The organism is Sphingomonas sp. 22176 (assembly GCF_052045505.1).
Classification (GTDB): Bacteria; Pseudomonadota; Alphaproteobacteria; order Sphingomonadales; family Sphingomonadaceae; genus Sphingomonas.
Window position 1 is genome coordinate 605,809 of the sequence record NZ_JBQEPL010000001.1, and the last position, 22,867, is coordinate 628,675.

Consider the following 22,867-nt stretch of genomic DNA (forward strand, 5'->3'; position numbering starts at 1 on the left):
GCCCTATTTGGAGCGGTGGAACACCCAGTTTAGGCTGGCGCCGCCCGCCGGCGTCTCGCCATGGATCACCAGCTGCTGGGTGGCGTGCGGACGTCCGCGCGCATCGATCCACAGGCTCTCCTCGATCGCCAGCGTGCCGCCCTTGGCGCGGAACTGCCAGAGCATGCCCGAGGCGGTGCGCAGGATCGCGCCGTGGCCGTCGGCGGTGGGCGATGCCTCGACCTGCGGGGCGAGGTGGAAGCGCACTGCAAAGGGCTTCGACTCGATCCGCCGCTTGCCCGCGGGGAGCAGCAGATCCTCGCCGCGCAGGTCGCGCCCGTCGTGCGACAAGGTGAGCTCGCGGCGGTGGAGCAGCCCGAAGCGGCGGACATAGCCGTCCTGTGCCGCTTCGATCCGGCTGGCATGCTCGGTCTCCTGCCGGACCAGCTCCACTTCGCTGACGCCGCGGCCGAGCGTGCCGTCAGCATGAATCGCGGTGGAGTTGCTGTCGCCCAGCGTCAGCGTCGAATGCGCGGCGGTGGTGCGCAGGCCCTGGACCAACTCGGCGGGCAGGCGGGCATCGGCGGCGCGACTACCGCCGCAATTCACGACGATCCGGTCCGCGCCGTCCGACAGCTCGAAGGCGAGGGTGGAGGCGCAGCCGGTCTGCGCCACCCGGGCGTCGGGCGGGGGGGCTGCGTCGAGGATCAGCACGGTGCCGGCGCAGGACAGGCGCTGATAGCCCCAGTCACGCGCCTGCTTGAGTGGGCGGGTGCGGACGCCGGTCGCCTCGATCGCCTGCTCGATCCACTCCCCGCTGATCGGCGCGCAGCCCTGCCAGCTCGAGAGCCCGCCATCGCCGTGGCAGACGCCCAGCAGCGCCGCGACCATCCGGTTGAGCGCGCCGAGCACGAAGGCCGGCGGCTCGATGCGGCGGGCGGCATAGGTTTCGCAGAGCAGGGTGATCAGCTGGATCGCATCGAGCTGGCCGTCGGGCGAACGGCCGACGGTGCCGCCGTCCTCGTAAACGGAGGCGGTGATCGCGCGGTTGAGCCCGGCCTCGGCAAAGGCGCGGCGCGGGTCGCCGCCCGGCAGGACGAGGCCCGCGACGGTAAGTCCCGCCCAGGCCGCGAGCCGCGGCACGCCGACCGGCACCTTGTCGGCGCTGCGGTCGAGATGGCGGGCACCGCGGGCCAGGGCATGCATCACGCCCGAGCGATAGACCTGGTCGGTGGAGGACAGGATCAGCGGCGCATGCGCCACCCAGGCAAGGATGCGCCGGCCGACCAGATCGGGCCGCCAGGCCGGGTCCGCGACCTGCTCGCCGTGCACCTTGAGCCAGCGGCGCATCAGGTCCTCGGCAATCGGCGCGCCCTGCTGGCGGGTGGCGACGCTGGATAGGTCGCGCAGCCAGGCAAAGCCCTGGAGATGCTGGGTGAAGGCGGGGGACCAGTCGGGCTTGGCGAAATCGAGTGTCTCGACCGCCCGGACCTCGCCGCACAGCCGCAGCTCGCCGTCGAGCAGGGCGTTGCCGCGCTGCGGATCGCCGAAGAACGGATCGTCGGCGGCGGTGAGCAGCTTGAGCGGATGCCGGCCCTTCAGCCGCATCGCATAGAGCGGCGAGCGCCAGGCGAGGCGCTGGAAGCGATCGGCGATGCGGTCGGCCAGCGACAGGCCGCGGTCGCCGCCTACCCGGATCAGCCGCTTGCCTTCTTCGGCTCCGTCGGCGGCGGAGTCCGGTGTCGGGTCGGTCAAGCCCCGCGCAGTGCCGCGATATTGGCGGCGTACTGGCTCGGGCCGCCGGTGAACGTCGCGGTGCCGGCGACCAGTGCATTGGCACCTGCGGCGATCGCCTTGGGGGCGGTCTCGCGGTCGATGCCGCCGTCGACTTCGAGGTCGATCGCCCGGCCGCTCGCTTCGATGCGGTGGCGCAGCTCGGTGATCTTGGGCAGCTGGCTCATGATGAACTTCTGCCCGCCAAAGCCGGGGTTCACGCTCATCACCAGGATCAGATCGACCAGGTCCATCACATAATCGATCGCATCGACCGGGGTCGACGGGTTGAGCACCACGCCGGCGCGCTTGCCCAGCGCCTTGATCGTCTGGAGCGTGCGGTGGAGGTGTGGGCCGGCCTCGGGGTGCACCGAGATCGTGTCCGCCCCGGCCTCGGCAAAGGCGGCGAGCATCGGATCGACCGGCGTGATCATCAGGTGCACGTCGAAATTCTTGGCCGAGTGCGGGCGCAGCGCCTTCACCACCGCGGGGCCGATGGTGATGTTGGGCACGAAATGCCCGTCCATCACGTCGACATGGATCCAGTCGGCGCCGGCGGCGTCGATGGCGCGGACTTCCTCGCCGAGCCGCGCGAAATCGGCCGAGAGGATCGAAGGGGCGATGCGGACGGACATGGGCGTCTCCTAGGGAAGGGGCGAGTCGGGCGCAACCGGAGGGGGCGGGTGCCCACCGGTTGCGCATTGCTTTTCCACAGGCTTATCCACAGCTTGCTGCACAGGCGGGACGAAGGGCCCCGAACGTGCGATCAGCGGCGGCGAAACCGGGCGATGAAGAAGCCGTCCAGCCCGCCCTGCTCAGCCAGCATGCCCGGTAGAACGCGCACCGAACCGTCTTCGCGCGGCGCAATGCCGGCGGGAAGCTCGTCGGCGGTCGCGGGCACCAGTTCGAACTCGGGATGCGCGGCGAGGAAGGGGGCGAGGTGCGCCTCGCCTTCCTTTGGCTCCAGCGAGCAGGTGGCGAAGATCAAAGTGCCGCCGGGCTTCACCCAGGCGGCGGCGCGATCGAGCAGCTTGGCCTGCAGCTCCGCCATCTCGGCGATCAGCGAGGGGCGGACGCGGTGGAGCACGTCCGGATGGCGGCGGAAGATGCCGGTGGCGCTGCACGGCGCGTCGAGCAGCACGGCGTCTGCGGGCGCGGCGGGGTTCCAGGTCAGCAAATCGGCGGTGACGATCTGTGCCGACAGGCCGGTGCGCTCCAGATTTTCGCGCAGGCGGGCGAGGCGGTTCTCGGCGACGTCGACCGCGGTCACCTGCCAGCCGGCGGCGGCGAGCTGGAGCGTCTTGCCGCCCGGTGCGGCGCAGAGGTCCAGCGCGGTGCCGGTGCCCGCGCCGATCAGGCGGGCGGGGATCGAGGCGGCGAGATCCTGCACCCACCAGTCGCCCTCGGCAAAGCCAGGGAGGTCGGGCACGCTGGTGCCGGGTTCGAGCCGGGCGTGGCGCGGGGCGAGGCTGGTCGCGCCTTCGACCGTCACGCCGTCGGTCTTGAGGCTGAGATCCAGCGGGGGCGGCGTGGCGATGGCTTCGCATGCGGCCTGCACCACCGCGTCGCCCCACTGCGCCTGCCAGCGCAGCGCCACCGGATCGGGCAGCATCGGCACGTCGGGCAGCGTTGCGTTGCCGCGCATCAGTGTGCCGAACACGCCGTGCACCAGCTTGCGCGGGCCGCCATCGACCAGCGGCAGCACCGTCGAGATCGCGGCATGGCCGGGGGTGCCGAGCGCGATCGCCTGGACCAGCGCGATGCGCAGCGCGAAGCGGGCCTTGGCGTCGTCGGGCAGGCGCTGGCGGGTGGCGGAATCGATCAGCGCGTCGAGATCGGGCAGCCGGCGCAGCGCCTCGGCGGCAATCGCGTGCGCAAGGCCGCGGTCGTTGGGGGCGAGCCCTTGTGCGGCGGAGTCGAGCGCCTGTTCAAGCGCGAGCCCGCGGCGCAGCACCGCATCGAGCAGCTTGAGCGCGGCGCGGCGGGCGGGGACGCCGGGGGCATCGGGCTCGCGCTCGGCGGGGCGGCGGGTGGTCGGGCGGCCCATGGTCAGCGCACTCCCATCATATTGTCTGCTCGTGCCTGCGCTACCCAACCGTTCACTTGACCATGCTCCTTTGGCGGCCGACATGGGCCGGGCAACCAAGGAAGGCAATCCCGATGGGCAAGCGACCCGACCATGTGCAGCCCCCGGCCTATCTCTCGAAGAGCCCGCCGGTGCCCAAGCCCGAACCGATGCAGCGGCCCGAACAGGACCCGCTGGACAAGGATCCCGTCCGCTATGGCGACTGGGAGTTGAAGGGCATCGCGGTCGATTTTTGACGGCCGGGTGGGCGGCGAAGTTTACGAAGTTTAGGTTCGTGCGCGTTTTCAGCGGGGCTGAAGTTCACGAAGTTTAGGCTCATGCGGTTTTCGCTGGGGCGAAGTTTACGAAGTTTAGGCCCGTGCGCGTTTTCGTCGGGTGAAGTTCAGGAAGTTTAGGGACACCGCACTTGTTCCCCTCCCGCCTGCGGGAGGGGGATTAGAGCGCAAGGCGAATAGCCGACACATTCAAAGAACCTGCCGAACATAGCAGCAACGCTGCCTGTAGGACAGGCGCCCGATCAGTGCGCCAGCTGCGGGTAGGTCGAGCGGAACGCGGCGACCTTGGGCTGGTCCCAGCGCATGATGTACGGGTGGGTCGGATGCCGCCAGAAGAAGTCCTGGTGGTATTCCTCGGCCGGGTAGAAGCTGCCCGTCTCCAGCTTGGTGGTGATCGGCTTGGCGAACGCCTTGGCCTGGGTCAGCTGGGCGATATAGGCCCCGGCGACGCGGCGCTGCTCGGCGGTCTGCGGGAAAATTGCGCTGCGATAGCTGGGGCCGCGATCGGGGCCCTGGCCGCCCTTCTGGGTGGGATCGTGCGCTACCGAGAAGAACACGCGGAGCAGCGTGCCATAGCTGACGCGGGTGGGATCATAGACCACCTTCACCGCCTCGGCGTGGCCGGTATTCTCGTTCTTGACCTGGTCGTAGGTCGCGGTGCCCGCGGTGCCGCCGGCATAGCCGTTGGTGACCGACTGGACGCCCTTCACCGACTGGAACACTGCCTCCATGCCCCAGAAGCAGCCGCCGGCGAACACCGCCGTCTGCGGCTTCTTCGCCTTGGAGACGTCGACCGCGGGCGGCGGCACCGCCACGGCGGTCACCTTCTCGATGCGCAAGCCACCGGCCGCGATCAGCAGGAAGGCACCGCCGGCAAGGGCAGCGAGGGAAAGCGGGAGCTTCAACGTGCTTCGGATCATGATACCCCCATATAGGGAAGAAGAAGCCCCCGCGTTACAGGTCCCTCAGCGCAGGTCGGCGCAAGCCGTCTGGATGCGGGTGCAGGCTTCGCGGAGCAGCGCCTCGGAGGTCGCATAGCTGATCCGCATCGCCGGCGACAGGCCGAACGCTGCGCCGTGCACCGCCGCCACGCGGGCGTCGTCGAGGAAATAGCCGATCATGTCTTCGTCGGTGGCGATCACCTTGCCCTTGGGCGTGGTCTTGCCGATCAGCGCGCTGAATTCCGGATAGACATAGAAGGCGCCTTCCGGGGTCGGGCAGTGCATGCCGTCAATTTCGTTGAGCATCGAGACGACCAGGTCGCGGCGCGTCTGGAAGGCGGCGGCGCGGTCCTTGAGGAAGCTCTGGTCGCCGCTCAGCGCCGCAACGGCCGCCGCCTGGGCGATCGAGCACGGGTTCGAGGTCGACTGCGACTGGAGCTTGGCGATCGCCTTGATCAGCGGCGCCGGGCCGCCGGCGAAGCCGATGCGCCAGCCGGTCATCGCATAGGCCTTGGAGCAGCCGTTCACCGTCAGCGTACGCTCGTAGAGCGACGGGCAGACCTGCGCGATCGTGGCGAATTCGAAGCCGTCGTACAGGATGTGCTCGTACATGTCGTCGGCGAACACCCAGACGTGCGGGTGGCGCTCGATGACTGCGCCCAGCGCCTTGAGCTCGGCGGCCGAATAAGCCGCACCCGTCGGGTTGGACGGCGAGTTGAGGATCACCCACTTGGTCTTGGGCGTGATCGCTGCCTCGAGCTGCTCGGGCGTGATCTTGTAGCCTTGGTTCGCACCGGCGGCGATGAACACCGGGGTGCCGCCGGCGAACTGGATTACGTCAGGATAGCTGACCCAATACGGCGCAGGTACGATCACCTCGTCGCCGGCTTCCACCGTCGCGACGATCGCGTTGAACAGCGTGTGCTTGCCGCCGACGTTGATCGTGATCTGCTGGGGCGTGTAGTCCAGGCCGTTGTCGCGCTTGAACTTTGCGATCACGGCGTCCTTCAGCTCGGGCGTGCCGTCGACATTGGTGTACTTGGTCTTGCCGTCGCGAATCGCCTGGATCGCGGCTTCCTTGACGAAATCGGGCGTGTCGAAATCGGGCTCGCCGGCGCCCAGGCCGATCACGTCGACGCCGGCACGCTTCAGCTCGAACACGCGGCTGGTCATGGCGAGCGTGGCGGAGGGCTGGATGCGCTGGAGCGCGGCGGAAGTCTGCATGGTCTAGACGCCTTTTCCGGGGAAGATGCGCGCCTATAGGTCCGCTTCGGCGCCTTCCGCAACTGTAACGGCTGCAATCAGTCCCCGCAGCGCGTTGCCGAGCAGGAATCCGTGTCTGAGATCCTCCGGGCGGAGGTCGCCTTCCACCGCCCGGCCGCTGGCGAGCAGCTCGGCGCGGAGCACGCCCGGGAGCAGCCCGCGCGACAAAGGCGGGGTCACCAGCACGCCGTCGCGCTCGACGAAGATCGCGGTGAAGCTGCCTTCGGTCAGATAGCCCTCGGCTTCGGTGAACACCACTTCCCAACTGCCTGCGGCGCGGCGGGGTTCGTCGTAGAGCGCCCGCCGGGTGGTCTTGTGGGCGCGGCGGAAATCGTCGCGCGGCACCGAATGGGGTACGATCCGGACCTTTACCGGCCCGGCCGGCGGGGCCGGCGGCGGGGAGATGCCGATCGCCACCGCGCCCGACGGGCCGAGCAGCAGCCGCACCTTGGCGGCATCGCGCAGGCGGAAGGTGGCGGCCTGCAGCTCGTTGCGGACGACATGGCGGTCGAACGGGAAGCCGAAGGTGGCGGCGCTATCGCGAATCCGTTCGAGATGGCGTTCGAGCAGGAGGATGCCGTCTTCGGGATCGAAGCGCATCGTCTCGATCAGGTCGAAGCCCGGTTCGCCCATCGTCACGAACGCCCCCTTTGCGCGGCACTCCGCCCATTCGCTGTCGGCATAGGAATCCGCGACGACTCCCGAGCCGAGGCCCAGGCGGGCGCGGCCGGCCGCATCGATGGCCAGGGTCCGGATCGCGACATTGAACTCTGCCCCACCATCGGCGTCGATCCTCCCTATCGAACCGGTATAGACGCCACGCGCACTGGGTTCGATTTCGGCAATTACCTGCATTGCACGAATCTTTGGTGCACCCGTCACCGATCCGCAGGGGAACAACGCGGCAAGGGCGTCGACGGCTCCGAGCCCTTCGGCGAGGCGGGCGGTGATCGTCGAGGTCATCTGGTGTACGGTGGGATAGGTCTCGACGTGGAAGAGCTGCGGCACCGCGACGCTGCCCGGCTGGGCGACGCGGCCGAGATCGTTGCGCATCAGATCGACGATCATAAGATTCTCAGCGCGCTGCTTGGGATCGGTCGCGAGCTCTTCGGCGAGGGCGGCGTCGATAGCGGGGTCGGCGTCGCGCGGCGCGGTGCCCTTCATCGGGCGGGCGGTTAGAATGCCGTCGTCCAGCGTGAAGAACAGCTCGGGCGAGAGGCTGAGCAGCCACTGGTCGCCGGTCGCGACCAGCGCGCCATGGCCAGCGGCGGAGCGGGCGCGAAGCAGCGCGTAGAGCGCCGCCGGGTGGCCGGCGATGGGCACCTCGGCGCGGAAGGTGAGGTTGGCCTGATAGATGTCGCCGGCTTCTATATAAGAGAGCACGCGCGCGAGGGCGGTGTCGTAGGCGGCGCGGTCGAGCAGCGGGCGGGGGCGCCCGGCCCAGGCACCGGCGGGATCGGGGAGCAGCGCGGGGACCGCGCCCGCGGCCAAGCGCTGGTGACCGCGGAACAGGCCGAACCAGAGCAGCGGGCCGTCCGTTTCGCGCGCGGGTGCGGCGGGTTCGAGCGCGGCGCCGGCTTCATAGGCGAGCCAGCCAGCGGCATCCAGGCCCTCGGCCGCTGCCGCGCGCAGGCGGTCCAGCGCAGGGGCGACTTCCTCCAGGCGGTGCGCGACGACGATCTCGACGGGATCGACATAGAGTCGCGCCTCGCCATCGGCGCGCGCGTCGTCGAGCAGGACGAAGGGGGGACGCAAAACCATCAGCCCGCTGAAATGCAGAGCCGCGCCGCGAAGGGCAAGCCTTGGTTGCCGCGCGCGCGCCCGCGGGGTAGCGAGGGGGCATGGCTTCCGATCCCAACGCTGCCCAGCCGCCGCTCCGCGCGGCGATCGTGCCCGTCACGCCGCTCCAGCAGAACTGCACGCTGCTCTGGTGCACCAGGACGATGCGTGGCGCGTTCGTCGATCCGGGCGGCGACCTCGACCGGCTGCGCGCCGCGGCGACCCAGCACGGCGTCACCATCGAGAAGCTGCTGATCACCCATGGCCATATCGACCATTGCGGTTCGGCGGGGATCTTCGCCGAGGAACTGGGCGTGCCAATCGAGGGCCCGCAGGAGGCCGATCGCTACTGGATCGCCCGGCTGGAGGATGACGGCCGCGCCTATGGCGTGCCCGGCAAGCCGTTCGAGCCCAACCGCTGGCTGGAGCAGGGCGACCAGGTGACGGTGGGTGAACTGGTGCTCGACGTCTATCACTGCCCGGGGCACACGCCGGGGCATGTGGTGTTCCACCATCCCGAATCGCAGCTGGCGATCGTCGGCGACGTGCTGTTCCAGGGATCGATCGGGCGGACCGACTTCCCCCTGGGCAATCACCAGGACCTGATCGACGCGATCACCACCCGGCTCTGGCCGCTGGGCGACGAGACCGTGTTCGTGCCCGGCCATGGCCAGCCGAGCAATTTCGGCCAGGAGCGGCGCACCAACCCGTTCGTCGCCGATTCGGTGCTGGCGCGCGCCTGACGGATCAGTGGAGCGGGTTCGACCCCGGATAGCCGAGCCACGCGGCATAGAGGCCCAGCCCGGCGACGATCAGGAACGTGATCCCCGCGCCGATCTCGCGCCCACGGCGCCAGCCGTCCATGCCGATGCCGTGCACCACGCGGCCGAGCAGGTACACCGCGGCCACCGCCCAGAGGTACAGGCTGCTGCCCTGGGCCAGCTCGATCAGGCCGATCAGGATCAGCACGAAGGGCGTGTATTCGACGAAGTTCATCTGCGCGCGCATGCGCGCGAGGAGTCGCGGGCTGCCGCCGTCGCCGGTCAGGATTCGCTCGGCGTGGCGAATCTGGATGACGCGAATCGCCAGCCACAGGTTGAGCAGCGCCGCCGCGCCCGCGCTGGAGAGTGTAACCGGCAGAAAAAACATGCGCGTCCCCCTAAAACCAAGGCGCGAACCCCTGCCACGTGCGGCTTCTGCTTGCAACGTGGACGAGAATCGCTATACGCGCGGGCTCGCTTCGTGACCTGTCCGCTGGTCCGGCGAGCGGCCGGCCTAGCCGTCGCTTGCCTGAACCACCCTGTGGGCGTATCGCGACTTATTGATTCATTAGCTTGTTGAAGGTGCCGAAATGGCCGTTCCTAAGAGAAAGACCTCGCCCTCGAAGCGCGGCATGCGTCGTTCGCACGATTCGCTCACTGTCGAGTCGTTCCAGGAGTGCCCGAACTGCGGCGAACTCAAGCGTCCGCACAACCTGTGCAACGCTTGCGGTCACTATAACGGCCGCGAAATCGTTTCGGTCGAGGGCTGAACCGCGTTCCGCAACGGGGGGGTGCCGGTATGACTGTTCCCTCGCGGATCGCCGTCGATGCAATGGGCGGCGATGAGGGGGTCGCCGTCATGCTCGCCGGCGCCGCACGTGCACGTCGCCGCTTCGAGGGGATGGAGTTCCTTCTCGTCGGCGACGAGTCGCGTATTCGCGACGGCCTGAAGGCACATCCGAATCTGGCAGCCGCGTCGGAGATCGTCCACGCGGCCGAAGTCGTTGCGTCCGATGCCAAGCCGAGCCAGGCGATCCGTCGTGCCAAGACCACGTCGATGGGCATTGCCATCGATCTGGTGAAGCAGGGGCGTGCCGGCGCGGCCGTCTCCTCGGGCAATACCGGCGCGCTGATGGCGATGGCCAAGCTGTCGCTTCGCACCATGGCGGGGATCGACCGGCCGGCGCTCGCCGCGCTGTTGCCGTCGCTCGGTGCCAACGACACGGTGATGCTGGATCTCGGCGCCAACACCGAAGTGGACGAGCGCAATCTCGTCCAGTTCGCGGTGATGGGTGCTGCCTATGCCCGCACTGCGCTCGATCTCGATCGCCCGCGTGTGGCGCTGCTCAACATCGGCACCGAAGAGATGAAGGGCACCGACAGCATCCGCGATGCTGCCGCCCAGCTGCGTGCGGCCAAGCATCTGCCGCTCGACTTCACCGGCTTCATCGAAGGCAACCGGCTGTCGCGCGGCGATGTCGACGTGATCGTCTGCGACGGTTTCTCGGGCAACATCGCGCTCAAGACCGCCGAAGGCACCGCGCGTTTCGTGGCGGATCTGCTCCGCCGCGCGTTTAGTTCCTCGCTGCGGTCCAAGCTCGGCTTCCTGATTTCGAAGCCGGCGACCGACCTGCTGCGCCACCATCTCGACCCGAACAACCATAATGGTGCCGTTTTCCTCGGGCTGAACGGCATCGTCGTGAAGAGCCATGGCGGCGCGAACGAAGTCGGCGTGGATACCGCGATCGGCTTCGCCGCCAAGATGGTGCGCGACGAACTGACCCGGCGTATTGCCGAGGATCTGGGGAACTTCGAGGCCAAGGCCGCGTAGGAAGACGGGATAAGAAGGGGTCGCATGACCGTACGTTCGGTGATTCTCGGTACGGGTTCGGCCCTGCCGGCACAGCGTGTTTCCAACGCGGAGCTGGCGGAGCGCGTCGATACCAGCGACGAATGGATCGTAGAGCGGACCGGCATCCGCTTCCGCCACCTCGCGGGGCCCGACGAGACGACGGGCACGCTGGCCGCGGATGCGGCGCGTGCGGCGCTGGAGTCGGCAGGCATCGAGGCGTCCTCGATCGACCTGATCGTGCTGGCCACCGCCACCCCGGACCAGACCTTCCCCGCCACCGCGACGCGCGTGCAGAACGCGCTCGGCATCCTCGATTGCGTCGCCTTCGACGTGGCCGCGGTGTGCTCGGGCTTCCTCTATGCCGTGCAGGTCGCCGATTCGATGCTGCGCGCGGGTGTGCATCGCCGCGCGCTGGTGATCGGCGCCGAGACGTTCAGCCGCCTGCTCGATTGGGAAGACCGCACCACCTGCGTGCTGTTCGGTGACGGCGCCGGCGCGATCGTGCTCGAGGCGCAGAATACCGAGGGCGAGGCGCCGCAGGGCATCCTCTCCACGAAGCTTCATGCCGACGGCCGCTATAACGACCTGCTCTATGTCGATGGCGGCGTGTCGACCACGGGCACCGTCGGCAAGCTGCGGATGAAGGGGCGCGAGGTGTTCCGCCACGCCGTCACCAACCTTGCCTCGGTGATGCACGAATCGCTCGCGATGGCGGGCCTTGGCCCGAGCGATGTCGATTGGGTGGTGCCGCACCAGGCCAATGCCCGCATTCTCGATGCGACCGCACGCAAGCTCGATCTCGCACCCGAAAAGGTGATCGTCACGGTCGATCGCCACGCCAACACCTCGGCCGCGTCGGTTCCGCTGGCACTCGATACCGCAGTGCGGGATGGGCGCATCCAGCGCGGCGACCTACTCGTTTTGGAAGCGATGGGCGGTGGGTTCACCTGGGGTGCAGCCGTCATCCGCTTCTAAGCGTTGGCATGATATCCCCATTTTGGACGAGTTACGTGTTTTTCCAGAATATGTCTGAGGCGTTACTGCCGCTTCAAGATCATTCTTGATAGCGCGTAACAATCTGATACGGGTAGCCGAGTACACGAAAGGAATTGCCGGAATGAATGCTGCGGGTACGCTGACCAGGGCAGACTTGGCCGAGTCGCTGCATCGCGAAGTGGGGCTGTCGCGCGCCGACGCCTCGCGGATCGTCGAGCAGATCCTGAAGCACATGTGCGAATCGCTGGCGAAGGGCGAGAACGTCAAGATCTCGGGCTTTGGCAGCTTCGTGCTGCGGGACAAGGGCGAGCGGGTCGGCCGCAACCCCAAGACCGGGGTGGAGGTGCCGATCGCACCGCGCCGCGTGCTTACCTTCCGCGCCAGCCAGATGATGCGCGACCGCATCGTCTCGGCCCGCTGAGGCCCGCGATGCCGGCGACCGAGAAGGCCGCCGGTGCGTTGCGGACCATAGGTGAGCTCGCCGCTGAAATCGGCAGGCCGCAGCATATCTTGCGCTATTGGGAAACCCGGTTTCCCCAGCTGAAGCCACTCACCCGTGCGGGCAACCGCCGGTATTATCGACCCGATGACGTGGCGCTCGTGCGCCGCATCCACCAGCTCCTCAGCGAGGAGGGCTACACCATCCGCGGCGTGCAGAAGCTGCTGGCGGAGGAAAAGGCAGCGCGCGGCCGAAGCAAGGCCGCCGAGCTGCAGGCGATCCGGGACTCGCTGTCCGACGCCCTGGAAGAAGGCCGCTAGGCCTCAGGCATCGGGCCCGAGGCTGGGATCGAGATCGCGCGGACGCACGAACCGGACGAGTTCGGCGTCCGCGCCGGACGCCTCGGCCCAATGCTCGATATCGAAGCGCAGCACGGCGAGCGTTGCGGTCGGGTATTTCTGCTCGACTTCGTCGCGCAACGGGCCGGGGGCGGATACGCGGTCGAGCACCAGCTCCTCCAGCCCCGGATTATGCCCGGAGAGCAGCACCACATCGGCAGTATCGGGCAGCGCCTCGATCGCATCGAGCAGCGTGCCGAGCGAGGCGAGATAGAGCCTCTTGTCCCAGGCCGGCGCGATCGTCTCGCCATAGCCGTTCGATACCTGCACCAGCGTTTCCTGCACCCGCACCGCCGGCGAGGCGATAGCATGGTCGAAGCGCAGTCCCTCCGCACGCAGATAGCGGCCCATCGCTACCGCGGCGCGCTGGCCCTTGGGATTGAGCGGCCGATCGAAATCGCGGGCGACCGGATCGTCCCAACCGGACTTGGCGTGGCGGAGGACGAGAAGGGTCTTCATGCTTCCCCGAGTTGGACGCTGGCGGCTTCGCCCGCCTCATGCCGCAACCCGGGCCCCAAGGAAAGCCGAACCCGCTCAACGGCCTGATCCAGCGTCGTGCGGGTGATCCGCGTGCCCGGCGGAAAGGCATCGAGCAGCCGCGACGGCGTGGCGGCGGAGAGCAGCACGAAGGCGCCGCGATCATCCGCCCGGCGGATCAGCCGGCCGAACGCCTGGGCGAGCCGGGCGCGGACGATGCGGTCGTCATAGGCCGATCCGCCGCCCGCCAGCCGCCGCGCGGCATGGAGCACGCTGGGCTTGGGCCAGGGCACGCCCTCCATCACCACCAGCCGCAGCGAATCGCCGGGAACGTCGACGCCGTCGCGCAGCGCATCGGTGCCGATCAGCGAGGCGCGGGGATCGTCGCGGAAGATGTCGACCAGCGTGCCGGTGTCGATCGGATCGACATGCTGGGCGAGCAGCGGCAGCCCGTCGCGCGCTAGCCGGTCGGCGATGCGGGCATGCACCGCGCGCAGGCGGCGGATCGCGGTGAACAGTCCCAGCGTGCCGCCGCCCGCCGCCGCGATCAGCCGGGCATAGGCATTGGCGAGCGCGGGCAGGTCGCCGCGCTTCACGTCGGTGACGATCAGTACCTCGGCCTGGTTGGGATAGTCGAACGGGCTCTTCGCCTCGAAACGCTGGGCGGGGCGGAGCAGATGGACGCTGCCCGAGCGCGCTTCGGCCACGTCCCAGTCGCCGCCGGCGCGCAGCGTCGCCGAGGTGACGAGCACCCCGTGCGCGGGCTCCAGCACGGTCTTGGCGAGCGGCTTGGCGGGGTCGAGCCAGTGGCGATGCAGGCCGATATCGAATTCGCGGCCCTCGACGCGGTCGACCGCCAGCCAGTCGACGAATTCGGGATCGGCCGGGCCGCCGATCCGGGCGATCAGCGCCAGCCAGGCGCCCACCGTATCCACCCGCCAGCCGAGCGACGCGATCGCGCCTTCGATGCGGGCGCGCGCCGGGCCGTCCATCCAGTCGGGCGCCTCGGCCAGCACCGCTTCGAGGCGGCGGCCGAGGACGACCATCGGGCGGAGCAGCGCGTCGAGTGCGGCGGTGGCGTTGCCGGCCGCTTCGACCAGGGCGGGATCGGGTTCGGTGAGTTCGGTCTCCAGGCCGTAGCCGGCATCGGCCGCGCCATTGGCATCGCGAGCATAGACCAGGCCGCGCACGGCCGCGAGCAGCGCCTCGATGGGGCCGAAGGGCTCGCCTTCGCCCAGGCGCTGGAGCCAGCCGTCGCTCGGCAGCGCGCGCGCGGCGTCGACCGCCTCGGAAATGGCGCGGCCGCCGGCATCGTCATAGCTGGCGACGTCGGACAGGCGCGCAGCGAGGCCCCGGCGGCGTCCGCGCGAACCGGATTCGGGGCCGGTCAGCCAGCGGCGCAGCTCGATCGATTCCTGGCCAGTCAGTGCCACCGAGAACATCGCGTCGGCGGCATCGAACAGGTGATGGCCCTCGTCGAACACATAGCGGGTCGGGCGCGTCTGATTCTCGCGGCCCCGCGCGGCGTTAACCATCACCAGCGCATGGTTGGCAATGACGATATCGGCATCGGCGCTGGCCCGGGCGGCGCGCTCGATGAAGCATTTCCGATAGTGCGGGCAGCCCGCATAGATGCACTCGCCGCGGCGATCGGTGAGCGCGGTCGAGCCGTTGCGGCGGAACAGGGTGGGGAGCCAGCCGGGCAGGTCGCCGCCGATCATGTCGCCGTCGGCGGTATAGGCTGCCCAGCGCGCGACCAGCTGGGCGAGGATCGCAGCGCGCCCGGCGAACCCGCCCTGTAGCGCATCCTCCAGGTTGAGCAGGCACACGTAATTCTCGCGGCCCTTGCGGGTGACGATCCGCGCGCGGCGTTGCTCGGCATCGGGGAACAGCCGCTCGCCTTCGTTGCCGAGCTGGCGCTGCAGCGCCTTGGTGAACGTGGACACCCACACCGGGCCGCCCGACTGCTCCGCCCAGAGCGATGCGGGGGCGAGATAGCCGAGCGTCTTGCCGATGCCGGTGCCGGCTTCGGCCAGCACCAGATTGGGGGTGTCGGGCACGCTGCGCGGGGCAAAGGCCTGGGCGGCCGCCTCGGCATAGTCGCGCTGGCCCTGGCGACGCTCGGCGGTGGCGCCGGTCAGGCGGGCGAGCCGCTCGGCGACCTGCGCGGGATCGAGCGTGATGGTGCGCGGGGCGGGGCGGGGGGCGCCTTCCTCCCATTCGGGCAGCTTGGAGAAGAGCCAGCGCTCGGCGCGCTCGGGCTTGGCGATGCGCTGGCCGAGCGCGGCGGACCATTGCCAGCGCAGCCGCCCGAGTGATTGCAGTCCGTGCCAGGCGCCCTCGCGCTCGGGCCAGTTGGTCTCCGCGAGCGCGAGCAGATTCGCGGCGGCGTCGCGCAGAAAGGCGGCAACCTGGGCGTCGTCCTTGGGCGGCTCGAGGCCGCAGGCGCGGGCGAGGCCCTTGGGGGTCGGCACCATGAAGCGGGCGGGACGGAGAAAGGCGAAGAGCTCGAGCAGGTCGAGCCCGCTCAGCTCCGGATGCCCCAGCCGCTGCCCGACCAGGGGGGCGTTGAGCAGCAGCACCGGCGTATCGGCGGCAATGCGGATCGCCTCGCCCCGGCTCAACCCGCGCGTGCCTTCGGCCGTGGCGATCCATACGCCCGAATGGCTGGCGTGAAGCGCGGGATAGGGAAGCGGCGGCAGCATCGGACGGGGCATGTTGTACACGATGCGTTCCGCTTTGACAGCGGCAAAGCGTCGAGCCGAGGGCTTACTCCTCCGGCATCTCGCGCTTCGCCTGATCGAGCGTGCGCACCTTGCGCTCCGCCTCCGCGGCGTCGCGCGCCTTTTCCGCCTTGGTGCGGCCGAAGCGCGCGCGGTTGGCCTCGGCCTCGGCAGCGGCCGACGCTTTCGCTCTCGCTTTTCTCGCTTTGTTCAGGTTAAGGATGTCGGCCATATTTGAGTCTTTCTAGCGCCCCTGCACGCGGGCGCACCATCGTATATCGGAGTTTTTGCAGCATGGCGGGCAGCGTCAACAAGGTGATCCTCGTCGGCAATCTGGGGCGCGACCCCGAGAGCCGGGCGTTCCAGAACGGCGGCAAGGTGGTCGAGCTGCGCATCGCCACCTCGGAGAGCTGGAAGGATCGCAACAGCGGCGAGCGCAAGGAAAAGACCGAGTGGCACACGGTGAAGATCTTCTCCGAAGGTCTTGCCAACGTCGCCGAGCGCTATCTGCGCAAGGGCAGCAAGGTCTATCTCGAAGGCCAGCTGCAGACCCGCAAGTGGCAGGACCAGAGCGGCGCCGACCGCTATTCGACCGAGATCGTGCTGCAGGGCTTCAACGCCCAGATGGTGCTGCTCGACGGCCCCGGCGGCGGCCAGGGTGGCGGCCGTAGCAGCAGCGGCGGCGGCGACGATTGGGGTGCGGACGAATCGTTCGGCGGCGGCGGTGGCGGCGGCGGCTTCGGCGGTGGTGCACCGGCGGCACGCGGCGGCGGCAACTTCAACGGTGGCGGCCAGCGCAGCGGTGGTGCCGGTGCCGGTGCCAGCGGCGGCGGCTTCGGCGGTGGCTTCCCGGACGATCTGGACGACGACGTGCCGTTCTGATCGGCCGACCTAGCGGCCTGCGCCCGGTGTGGGCGCGGCGCAGGGCCGCCAGAGTTCGAGCGCCCGCTCCTCCCACCAGAAAGTCATGCGCGGCAGCGGGGTCGCGCAATAGCCGCCGCGATGCGCGGCCAGCCAGCGCGCCGGTCCCGAAGGCGCGAACAGCGGCAGCACCGGCACCACGAACCAGGCGTGTTCCCGCTCCGCTTCGCTCAGGCGATCCCACACCACATCGGGCCAGGTCGCGGTCGCCGGATTGAGCCAGAGCAGCACCGGGGCCTTTGCCCCCAGCGCGGCGGCGACGCCGGGGCCGGTGCCGGACAGATCCACCAGTATGGCGCCAGCGGCCTTGCCCTGCGCACCCTTCAGGAAATCGGCGGTCTCTTCATCGACCAGCAACGGGCTGCCGGTGAGCGGGTGGCGCACGGGAATCGTCTGCGCGAAGATCGAATCGGGCAGGCTGTAGGGCGCCATTGCCGCCGCGAGCAGCAGCAGCGGGGCTGCGACGATGCTCAGCGCATAGGCCGCCGCCTGCCGCCAGCGGACGGCATCCTCGCTGGCCAGCCGGAACAGCGCGAGCAGCGGGAAGACCATGCTGAAATCCAGCTGCGCCCATTGGTTGTTGAAGGTGCCCAGCGCCACCGCGAACGGGGCGATCAGGAGCAGCGCCAGCAGCAGCGCGTCGCGGCGGGCGACCAGCGCCGCATAGCCGGTCGCGATCAGCAGCAGCGCCAGACCCAGAAATTCGGGGATGCCGCCGTCGAGCGTGTCGGGAATCGTCGACGCCAGATAGAGCAGGCCAAATGCGATGGCGGCGTAGCCGAGCCATTTACCCCAGCGCGCGCGCCGCAGTGCCAGTGCGCCGATCGCCGCCAGCGTCGACACAGACAGCAAGGGCGGCACCGCCGCCCAGTCGCCGAGCACCTTGATCGGCAGGCGGAGCGGCGTGTTGGGCAGCGCGAGGATATGCTGGCTCGCCGCGATCCGCGCGAGCAAAGCCGGGATCTGCCGAAAGGGCAGGAAAAAGTTGATCTGCAATGCCGCGAAGAGCAGCGCGCTAACGAGAGCGACCGCGCGCCATCGATGGCGTCGGAATGCGGCGGCGGCGAGGACGACCAGCAGCACGCCGCAAAGCGCAAACAGCGGCGGCTTGGCGAAGGCGGCAAGGCACAGGCCAAAGGCGATCGTTACCGCTGCTGGGCTCGCGCTCGCTGGAGCTGCCTGATCTCGCAGCAGCGTTGCAACCCCCGTCAGCACCAGCATCGCGCCGACATTGGCGGTGGAATTGTAGCTGGGCGTGATGATCCAGGGAAAATAGACGACCAGCGCCGCCGCCGCGCCGAAGACCGCGAAGCCCCAGCGCTCTGCCGGCTCTGGTGCGAGCTGCCGGCCGAGCAGCGCACCTGCCGCCGCGGTGATCGCAAATCCCGCCAGCCGGTAGCGCGCCACGTCGCCGCCGCACAGCGCGTAGAGGGGGTGGAGCAGATAACCGAAGGGCTGGTAGAGCAGCGCATAGGCCTCGGGATCGCGCGCCCAGACGAGGTAGAAGATCTCGTCGGTCAGATCGATGCCGCGCCCGGCGCCATAAACCAGCAGGCCGCCGCAAAAGAGCAACGCGAGCAGGGCACCGGCCAGCGCCAGCCCGGCGGACGACAATCGAACCATGTGTGCGGCAATCCCCCAGATGGACCTGTGCGGCCCGCATCCATCGCTAGCAGCGCCAGTCCGTCGTACCAAGGGCGGGGAGCAAAGCGCGGGCCGGGCCGTTCCTAGCCGCAGCGCCGGTGCAAGACAGACCGGGCGGAAAAGGGGCCAGGATGCAACGTCGTCACATCATCGCGCGCGCCACGCTGGTCGGGGCTTTCGTGCTGCTCGCGGGCTGCGGCCGTGGCGGCGAGCAGACGACCGATGATCCGGTCGGGCAGAATGTCGCGTCCGCGGCGGCGGCGGGGGTGCCGGCCAATGTCTCGGCGGCGATCGATTGCAGCAACAAGCCGGATTTCGTGCCGGTCTATGCCAATGCGACGATTCTCAGCTGTACGGCGGCACCCGATGGGTTGCCGGGGCGGCATGTCAGCGGCAATCTCGTCTACGAGACGGACGCGCCGGAAAAGCAAGTGCTCGGCTGGTCGCGCGCCCAGGCTAATGCCTCGGGCCTTAAATATCGTCGCGAGACCGGCTTCAGCTACGAGGCGGGCGAGGAAAACGAACGCAGCCTGCGCGTGGTGGTGGAAGGCCATCTCGGCCGCACCCGCGTTTCGATCACCTGGGGTCAGAAGGCGCCGTGAGGCGTCTCAGGCGGCGCGGCTCTCGAGACCCCGCAGCCAGGCGCGGGCAGCCTTCTGCGCTTCGATGATCTCGCGCGCGGTCATGTCTTCGGCGATGTCGGCGCGGCAGGCCTGGGCCTCGACGCTGCCGGTCATAGCGGCGATGTTGAACCATTTGTGCGCCTCGACCAAGTCGATCGTCATGCCTTCCGCCCCGCTCGAATAGACGACGCCAAGATCGAAACAGGCATCGGCACTACCGCGCGCCGCATCACGCAACCGGCTCTCGATCAGAAACCGCGCACTTTTTTCACTATTCGCCATCGTCGTTCCACCCCGGATTCGGTGCCCTTGTTGACTCCGAATTTGGGGGGGTAAGGACAATAAAAGGTTAAACGGCTTAACCGTATTAGTTCATAGTACGGGGATGTTGTCGATCAGCCGGGTGCCGCCGATCCGTGCAGCGGCGAGCAGCCGCATCGACTTGCCGCTGATCGGCTCGCCCAGCGTTTCTCCGTCGACCAGCGCGACATAGTCGACCTCGAAGCCGGCGGCGGTCAGCGTATCGCGTGCCTGGGCGAGCGCCGCCTCGCGGTCGCCGCCTTCGCCGATCGTCTTGGCGGCGGCGCCCAACGCGCGCGGCAGTGCCACCGCGCGGGTGCGATCCTCGGGCATCAGATAGGCGTTGCGCGAGGAGAGGGCGAGGCCGTCATCCTCACGCTGGGTGGGGACGCCCTGGATCTCGATCGCCATGTCGAGATCGGCGACCATGCGGCGGATCACCTGGAGTTGCTGCCAGTCCTTCTCGCCGAACAGCGCGACATGCGGCTGCACCTGGTGGAACAGCTTGCTGACCACGGTCGCGACGCCGTCGAAATGGCCGGGACGGTGGGCGCCGTCGAGCGGCTCGCTCACCCCCGAGACGCGCACGCTGCTGGCGAAGCCCTCCGGGTACATGATCTCCGGCGTGGGCATCCACAGCAGGTCGACCCCGGCATTGGCGAGCAGCCGCGAATCGGCCTGTTCACGGCGCGGATACTTTGCCAAGTCCTCATTTGGTCCGAACTGGATCGGATTGACGAAGATCGACACGATCACGCGGGTACCGGCGCGCTTCGCCGCTTCGACCAGCGCCATATGCCCGTCATGCAGCGCGCCCATGGTGGGAACGAAGGCCAGCCGGGCGCCTTCGCTGCGGAAGGCGTCCAGCGCCTGGCGAAGATCGTCGATCTGGCGAACGGTTTGCACGCTTGGGCACTTTCGATATGAACGGAAGCGGGGCCTTCTATGGGGGGGAGGCCGCCCGATCAAGTGAAGGAATAGCTGCATTGAATCAGCCCGCTAAACGACTGCATGTGCTGGTTTTTGCCAATGAAAAGGGCGGCACGGGCAAGTCGACCACCGCGGTGCACGCGGCGATCGCGCTGGCCGCCAAGGGCGCGCGCGTCGCCTGTTTCGACCTCGATCACCGCCAGCGGACGATGGGCCGCTACCTCGACAATCGCCGCGCGACGATGCGCCGGATGGGCCGCGAGCTGCCGATGCCGGTCTATGAGACGCATGACGGCGAGAGCATGGACTTCTTCACCGATACGCTGGACCGGCTCGGCGAAGGCGCCGACTTCCTGGTGATCGACACCCCCGGCCGTGACGACAAGTTCGCCCGCATCTCGGTGACCAACGCGGACACGCTGGTTACCCCGATGAACGACAGCTTCGTGGACTTCGACCTGATCGGCCAGGTCGATCCCGACAGCTTCCGGGTGACGCGCCCCAGCTTCTATTCGGAGATGATCTGGGAATCGCGCAAGCGCCGCGCCAAGGCGGACGGCGAGACGATCGACTGGGTGGTGCTGCGCAACCGCATGCAGCATATCGAGGCGCGCAACATGAAGCGCGTGTCCGAGGCAATTGACCAGCTTTCCAAGCGCGTCGGCTTCCGGGTGATCTCGGGCCTGTCCGAGCGGGTGATCTATCGCGAGCTGTTCCCGCAGGGGCTGACCATGCTAGACTCGCGCGAGTTCGGCGAGATGGGGCTCAGCCATGTCGCAGCGCGGCAGGAGCTGCGCGAGATGATGGCCGGCCTGGCGCTTCCCGACGTCAACGCGCCGCTGTTCGCCTGATGGCGAAGCTCCTCATCGCGGCGGCTTTGCTCTACATCCTGTGGCGCTGGCTGCAGCCGAAGAAGAAGGCCCCTGTCGTGCCGCCGCCCCGGCTGGGCGAGAGCGAGGCGCGGGCGATCCTCGGCGTCGATGCGGCCGCAGGGCCCGACGAAATCCGCGCGGCGCACCGCCGGCTCGTTTCGGCGCTGCATCCCGACAAGGGGGGCTCGGCCGAGCTTACCCGACGGATCAATCTGGCCCGCGATACGTTGCTGCGCGGCTGAGGTCCGTCCTCTTCACGTAACATTTGCCTGCGACGATGTTGCAGTGCAAAATATTAATCTATTCGTGCCTCGGGCGGCTTGAAACTTGGTTTCGAGTCGCGGAAGAGGCGCGCATCTTTACCTTCGGGAGGGCTTACATGACGCACCGTTTTGATCCGACGTCGCTGCGCGAATACGACATCCGCGGAATCGTGGGGAAGACGCTGGGTCCGGACGACGCGCGGGCGATCGGCCGCGGCTTCGCGACGCTGCTGCGCCGCGCCGGTGGCCGCCGGGTGGCGGTGGGCCGTGACGGCCGCATCTCCTCGCCGATGCTCGAGGCCGCGCTGATCGAGGGCCTGACCGCCTCGGGCTGCGACGTGGTGCGCACCGGCATGGGCCCGACGCCGATGCTATATTATGCCGAGGCAACGCTGGAGGTGGATGGCGGCATCCAGATTACCGGCAGCCATAATCCCGGCAACTACAATGGCTTCAAGATGGTGTTCCAGCACCGCTCGTTCTTCGGCCAGGACATCCAGACGCTGGGCAAGATGGCGGCGGAAGGCGATTGGGACGAGGGCGACGGCACCGAGACGGTGACCGACGCGGACATCGAGGACCTCTATGTCAGTCGCCTGATCGCCGGCTATGCCGGCGGTTCGTACAAGATCGGCTGGGACGCCGGCAACGGCGCCGCTGGCCCGGTGATCGAGAAGCTCGTCAAGCTGCTGCCGGGTGAGCACCATACGCTGTTCACCGATGTGGACGGTAATTTCCCCAACCATCATCCCGATCCTACCGAAGAGAAGAATCTCGCCGATCTGAAGAAGCTCGTCGCCGAGAAGAACCTCGATTTCGGTCTCGCTTTCGACGGTGACGGCGATCGCCTGGGCGCGATCGACGGCCAGGGCCGGGTGGTGTGGGGCGACCAGCTCCTCTCGATCCTCGCCGAGCCGGTGCTGCGCATCGATCCGGGTGCGACGATCATCGCCGACGTCAAGGCCAGCCAGGCGCTCTACGACCGCATTGCGGAACTGGGCGGCAAGCCGGTGATGTGGAAGACCGGCCACAGCCTGATCAAGACCAAGATGAAGGAAACCGGCGCCCCGCTCGCGGGCGAGATGAGCGGCCACATCTTCTTCGCGCAGGACTATTACGGCTTCGATGACGCCCAGTACGCCGCGATCCGCCTGATCCAGGCGGTGCACGTGATCGGCAAGTCGCTCACCCAGCTCAAGGACGAGATGCCGGCGATGGTCAACACGCCGGAGATGCGCTTCCAGGTCGACGAGAGCCGCAAGTTCCCGGTCGTCGAGGAAGTGCTCGACCGGCTGGAAGCCGACGGCGCCCAGGTCGACCGCACCGACGGCGCGCGCGTCAACACCGACGACGGCTGGTGGCTGCTGCGCGCGTCCAACACCCAGGACGTGCTCGTTGCGCGTGCCGAGGCGAAGGACCAGGAAGGTCTCGATCGCCTGATGGCGCAGATCGACGACCAGCTCGGCAAGAGCGGCATCGTCCGCGGCGAGCAGGCGGCGCATTGATAGCGCAGGGGCCGCCCGCTGCGAGGAGCAGGGGCGGCCTCTTTTTCTCTGTCATCCCGACGAAAGT

Annotated in this window: 25 protein-coding genes; 12 read left to right on the forward strand and 13 right to left on the reverse strand. The window is 68.5% G+C overall.

Annotated features, from left to right (window positions below; all coding sequences use genetic code 11):
• Positions 1–3: 3 nt before the first annotated feature.
• The 3 genes from ACTJKY_RS02855 to ACTJKY_RS02865 all read right to left on the reverse strand — a co-directional run bounded on the left by ACTJKY_RS02855 (position 4) and on the right by ACTJKY_RS02865 (position 3,799).
• On the reverse strand, positions 4–1,734 hold the full coding sequence (locus tag ACTJKY_RS02855) for a heparinase II/III family protein (RefSeq protein ID WP_440844081.1): 1,731 nt from the start codon (positions 1,732–1,734) through the stop codon (positions 4–6).
• Entirely contained in the window at positions 1,731–2,387 is a 657-nt protein-coding gene (gene rpe / locus ACTJKY_RS02860) for a ribulose-phosphate 3-epimerase (RefSeq protein ID WP_440844082.1), read from the reverse strand. Before rpe ends, ACTJKY_RS02855 begins: the two co-directional genes overlap by 4 nt.
• A gap of 131 nt (positions 2,388–2,518) precedes the next feature.
• Positions 2,519–3,799 carry an RsmB/NOP family class I SAM-dependent RNA methyltransferase gene (locus tag ACTJKY_RS02865; RefSeq protein ID WP_440844083.1) on the reverse strand — a complete coding sequence of 427 codons (1,281 nt, stop codon included), beginning with the start codon at positions 3,797–3,799 and terminating at the stop codon, positions 2,519–2,521.
• Positions 3,800–3,912: 113 nt separating this feature from the next.
• Between ACTJKY_RS02865 and ACTJKY_RS02870 the strand changes: the two genes are divergently transcribed.
• Positions 3,913–4,074 (forward strand): DUF1674 domain-containing protein, encoded by a 162-nt coding sequence (locus ACTJKY_RS02870; protein WP_440844084.1) that lies wholly within the window; start codon positions 3,913–3,915, stop codon positions 4,072–4,074.
• A 281-nt stretch (positions 4,075–4,355) separates the two neighbouring features.
• Here the strand turns inward: ACTJKY_RS02870 and msrA are convergent, their stop codons facing one another.
• Genes msrA through pabB form a run of 3 tightly spaced genes read right to left on the reverse strand, consistent with a single transcriptional unit; the run spans position 4,356 to position 8,078 of the window.
• Positions 4,356–5,033: a peptide-methionine (S)-S-oxide reductase MsrA gene (gene msrA, locus ACTJKY_RS02875; protein WP_440844085.1), complete on the reverse strand. Its 678-nt coding sequence runs from the start codon at positions 5,031–5,033 to the stop codon at positions 4,356–4,358.
• Positions 5,034–5,078: 45 nt separating this feature from the next.
• Entirely contained in the window at positions 5,079–6,278 is a 1,200-nt protein-coding gene (locus ACTJKY_RS02880) for a pyridoxal phosphate-dependent aminotransferase (RefSeq protein ID WP_440844086.1), read from the reverse strand.
• Between the two features lie 33 nt (positions 6,279–6,311).
• Positions 6,312–8,078 (reverse strand): aminodeoxychorismate synthase component I, encoded by a 1,767-nt coding sequence (pabB, locus tag ACTJKY_RS02885; RefSeq protein WP_440844087.1) that lies wholly within the window; start codon positions 8,076–8,078, stop codon positions 6,312–6,314.
• 80 nt (positions 8,079–8,158) lie between these two features.
• Between pabB and ACTJKY_RS02890 the strand changes: the two genes are divergently transcribed.
• On the forward strand, positions 8,159–8,839 hold the full coding sequence (locus ACTJKY_RS02890) for an MBL fold metallo-hydrolase (protein WP_440844088.1): 681 nt from the start codon (positions 8,159–8,161) through the stop codon (positions 8,837–8,839).
• A 4-nt stretch (positions 8,840–8,843) separates the two neighbouring features.
• Here ACTJKY_RS02890 and ACTJKY_RS02895 read toward each other — a convergent pair whose 3' ends face one another.
• Positions 8,844–9,245, reverse strand: a complete 402-nt coding sequence (locus ACTJKY_RS02895) for an MAPEG family protein (RefSeq protein ID WP_440844089.1) — start codon at positions 9,243–9,245, stop codon at positions 8,844–8,846.
• Positions 9,246–9,447: 202 nt separating this feature from the next.
• On the opposite strand from ACTJKY_RS02895, the gene rpmF reads away from it, so the two are divergent.
• The 5 genes from rpmF to ACTJKY_RS02920 all read left to right on the forward strand — a co-directional run bounded on the left by rpmF (position 9,448) and on the right by ACTJKY_RS02920 (position 12,464).
• Positions 9,448–9,627 carry a 50S ribosomal protein L32 gene (gene rpmF / locus ACTJKY_RS02900; RefSeq protein WP_064310610.1) on the forward strand — a complete coding sequence of 60 codons (180 nt, stop codon included), beginning with the start codon at positions 9,448–9,450 and terminating at the stop codon, positions 9,625–9,627.
• A 29-nt stretch (positions 9,628–9,656) separates the two neighbouring features.
• On the forward strand, positions 9,657–10,688 hold the full coding sequence (plsX, locus tag ACTJKY_RS02905) for a phosphate acyltransferase PlsX (RefSeq protein ID WP_440844090.1): 1,032 nt from the start codon (positions 9,657–9,659) through the stop codon (positions 10,686–10,688).
• 24 nt (positions 10,689–10,712) lie between these two features.
• Entirely contained in the window at positions 10,713–11,684 is a 972-nt protein-coding gene (locus ACTJKY_RS02910) for a beta-ketoacyl-ACP synthase III (RefSeq protein WP_440844091.1), read from the forward strand.
• Between the two features lie 133 nt (positions 11,685–11,817).
• Positions 11,818–12,126 (forward strand): integration host factor subunit alpha, encoded by a 309-nt coding sequence (locus ACTJKY_RS02915; protein WP_313536955.1) that lies wholly within the window; start codon positions 11,818–11,820, stop codon positions 12,124–12,126.
• An 8-nt stretch (positions 12,127–12,134) separates the two neighbouring features.
• The gene (locus ACTJKY_RS02920; protein WP_440844092.1) at positions 12,135–12,464 is read left to right on the forward strand and encodes a MerR family transcriptional regulator; all 330 of its coding nucleotides are present in this window, start codon (positions 12,135–12,137) and stop codon (positions 12,462–12,464) included.
• A 3-nt stretch (positions 12,465–12,467) separates the two neighbouring features.
• On the opposite strand, the gene ACTJKY_RS02925 is transcribed toward ACTJKY_RS02920, so the two are convergent.
• Genes ACTJKY_RS02925 through ACTJKY_RS02935 form a run of 3 tightly spaced genes read right to left on the reverse strand, consistent with a single transcriptional unit; the run spans position 12,468 to position 15,974 of the window.
• Positions 12,468–13,001: a SixA phosphatase family protein gene (locus ACTJKY_RS02925; RefSeq protein ID WP_440844093.1), complete on the reverse strand. Its 534-nt coding sequence runs from the start codon at positions 12,999–13,001 to the stop codon at positions 12,468–12,470.
• Positions 12,998–15,736 carry an ATP-dependent DNA helicase gene (locus tag ACTJKY_RS02930; protein WP_440844094.1) on the reverse strand — a complete coding sequence of 913 codons (2,739 nt, stop codon included), beginning with the start codon at positions 15,734–15,736 and terminating at the stop codon, positions 12,998–13,000. The genes ACTJKY_RS02925 and ACTJKY_RS02930 overlap by 4 nt, the downstream gene beginning before the upstream one ends.
• Before the next feature lie 52 nt (positions 15,737–15,788).
• On the reverse strand, positions 15,789–15,974 hold the full coding sequence (locus ACTJKY_RS02935) for a DUF4169 family protein (RefSeq protein WP_440844095.1): 186 nt from the start codon (positions 15,972–15,974) through the stop codon (positions 15,789–15,791).
• A 62-nt stretch (positions 15,975–16,036) separates the two neighbouring features.
• Here ACTJKY_RS02935 and ssb point away from each other — a divergent pair, with 62 nt between their 5' ends.
• Entirely contained in the window at positions 16,037–16,624 is a 588-nt protein-coding gene (gene ssb, locus ACTJKY_RS02940; RefSeq protein ID WP_440844096.1) for a single-stranded DNA-binding protein, read from the forward strand.
• Positions 16,625–16,633: 9 nt separating this feature from the next.
• Here the strand turns inward: ssb and ACTJKY_RS02945 are convergent, their stop codons facing one another.
• Positions 16,634–18,286, reverse strand: a complete 1,653-nt coding sequence (locus tag ACTJKY_RS02945) for a hypothetical protein (RefSeq protein ID WP_440844097.1) — start codon at positions 18,284–18,286, stop codon at positions 16,634–16,636.
• A 152-nt stretch (positions 18,287–18,438) separates the two neighbouring features.
• On the opposite strand from ACTJKY_RS02945, the gene ACTJKY_RS02950 reads away from it, so the two are divergent.
• Positions 18,439–18,909 carry a hypothetical protein gene (locus tag ACTJKY_RS02950; RefSeq protein WP_440844098.1) on the forward strand — a complete coding sequence of 157 codons (471 nt, stop codon included), beginning with the start codon at positions 18,439–18,441 and terminating at the stop codon, positions 18,907–18,909.
• 6 nt (positions 18,910–18,915) lie between these two features.
• Here ACTJKY_RS02950 and ACTJKY_RS02955 read toward each other — a convergent pair whose 3' ends face one another.
• Positions 18,916–19,212, reverse strand: coding sequence for a hypothetical protein (locus ACTJKY_RS02955; RefSeq protein WP_440844099.1), 297 nt, complete (start codon positions 19,210–19,212; stop codon positions 18,916–18,918).
• A 90-nt stretch (positions 19,213–19,302) separates the two neighbouring features.
• Positions 19,303–20,136 carry a pantoate--beta-alanine ligase gene (panC, locus tag ACTJKY_RS02960; protein ID WP_440844100.1) on the reverse strand — a complete coding sequence of 278 codons (834 nt, stop codon included), beginning with the start codon at positions 20,134–20,136 and terminating at the stop codon, positions 19,303–19,305.
• An 80-nt stretch (positions 20,137–20,216) separates the two neighbouring features.
• On the opposite strand from panC, the gene ACTJKY_RS02965 reads away from it, so the two are divergent.
• The 3 genes from ACTJKY_RS02965 (at position 20,217) to pgmG (ending at position 22,800) form a co-directional block, all read left to right on the forward strand.
• On the forward strand, positions 20,217–21,011 hold the full coding sequence (locus ACTJKY_RS02965) for a division plane positioning ATPase MipZ (RefSeq protein WP_121072932.1): 795 nt from the start codon (positions 20,217–20,219) through the stop codon (positions 21,009–21,011).
• The gene (locus tag ACTJKY_RS02970) at positions 21,011–21,274 is read left to right on the forward strand and encodes a J domain-containing protein (protein ID WP_440844101.1); all 264 of its coding nucleotides are present in this window, start codon (positions 21,011–21,013) and stop codon (positions 21,272–21,274) included. Before ACTJKY_RS02965 ends, ACTJKY_RS02970 begins: the two co-directional genes overlap by 1 nt.
• A gap of 137 nt (positions 21,275–21,411) precedes the next feature.
• Positions 21,412–22,800 (forward strand): phosphoglucomutase/phosphomannomutase PgmG, encoded by a 1,389-nt coding sequence (gene pgmG / locus ACTJKY_RS02975; RefSeq protein ID WP_440844102.1) that lies wholly within the window; start codon positions 21,412–21,414, stop codon positions 22,798–22,800.
• The last annotated feature ends 67 nt before the right edge of the window (positions 22,801–22,867 follow it).

Coding starts and splice junctions, on each gene's coding strand:
- rpe (WP_440844082.1), bottom strand. CDS start 2,387: ATGTCCGTCCGCATCGCCCCTTCGATCCTCTCGGCCGATTTCGCGCGG.
- ACTJKY_RS02865 (WP_440844083.1), bottom strand. CDS start 3,799: ATGGGCCGCCCGACCACCCGCCGCCCCGCCGAGCGCGAGCCCGATGCC.
- ACTJKY_RS02870 (WP_440844084.1), top strand. CDS start 3,913: ATGGGCAAGCGACCCGACCATGTGCAGCCCCCGGCCTATCTCTCGAAG.
- msrA (WP_440844085.1), bottom strand. CDS start 5,033: ATGATCCGAAGCACGTTGAAGCTCCCGCTTTCCCTCGCTGCCCTTGCC.
- ACTJKY_RS02880 (WP_440844086.1), bottom strand. CDS start 6,278: ATGCAGACTTCCGCCGCGCTCCAGCGCATCCAGCCCTCCGCCACGCTC.
- pabB (WP_440844087.1), bottom strand. CDS start 8,078: ATGGTTTTGCGTCCCCCCTTCGTCCTGCTCGACGACGCGCGCGCCGAT.
- ACTJKY_RS02890 (WP_440844088.1), top strand. CDS start 8,159: ATGGCTTCCGATCCCAACGCTGCCCAGCCGCCGCTCCGCGCGGCGATC.
- ACTJKY_RS02895 (WP_440844089.1), bottom strand. CDS start 9,245: ATGTTTTTTCTGCCGGTTACACTCTCCAGCGCGGGCGCGGCGGCGCTG.
- rpmF (WP_064310610.1), top strand. CDS start 9,448: ATGGCCGTTCCTAAGAGAAAGACCTCGCCCTCGAAGCGCGGCATGCGT.
- plsX (WP_440844090.1), top strand. CDS start 9,657: ATGACTGTTCCCTCGCGGATCGCCGTCGATGCAATGGGCGGCGATGAG.
- ACTJKY_RS02910 (WP_440844091.1), top strand. CDS start 10,713: ATGACCGTACGTTCGGTGATTCTCGGTACGGGTTCGGCCCTGCCGGCA.
- ACTJKY_RS02920 (WP_440844092.1), top strand. CDS start 12,135: ATGCCGGCGACCGAGAAGGCCGCCGGTGCGTTGCGGACCATAGGTGAG.
- ACTJKY_RS02925 (WP_440844093.1), bottom strand. CDS start 13,001: ATGAAGACCCTTCTCGTCCTCCGCCACGCCAAGTCCGGTTGGGACGAT.
- ACTJKY_RS02930 (WP_440844094.1), bottom strand. CDS start 15,736: ATGCCCCGTCCGATGCTGCCGCCGCTTCCCTATCCCGCGCTTCACGCC.
- ACTJKY_RS02935 (WP_440844095.1), bottom strand. CDS start 15,974: ATGGCCGACATCCTTAACCTGAACAAAGCGAGAAAAGCGAGAGCGAAA.
- ssb (WP_440844096.1), top strand. CDS start 16,037: ATGGCGGGCAGCGTCAACAAGGTGATCCTCGTCGGCAATCTGGGGCGC.
- ACTJKY_RS02945 (WP_440844097.1), bottom strand. CDS start 18,286: ATGGTTCGATTGTCGTCCGCCGGGCTGGCGCTGGCCGGTGCCCTGCTC.
- ACTJKY_RS02950 (WP_440844098.1), top strand. CDS start 18,439: ATGCAACGTCGTCACATCATCGCGCGCGCCACGCTGGTCGGGGCTTTC.
- ACTJKY_RS02955 (WP_440844099.1), bottom strand. CDS start 19,212: ATGGCGAATAGTGAAAAAAGTGCGCGGTTTCTGATCGAGAGCCGGTTG.
- ACTJKY_RS02970 (WP_440844101.1), top strand. CDS start 21,011: ATGGCGAAGCTCCTCATCGCGGCGGCTTTGCTCTACATCCTGTGGCGC.
- pgmG (WP_440844102.1), top strand. CDS start 21,412: ATGACGCACCGTTTTGATCCGACGTCGCTGCGCGAATACGACATCCGC.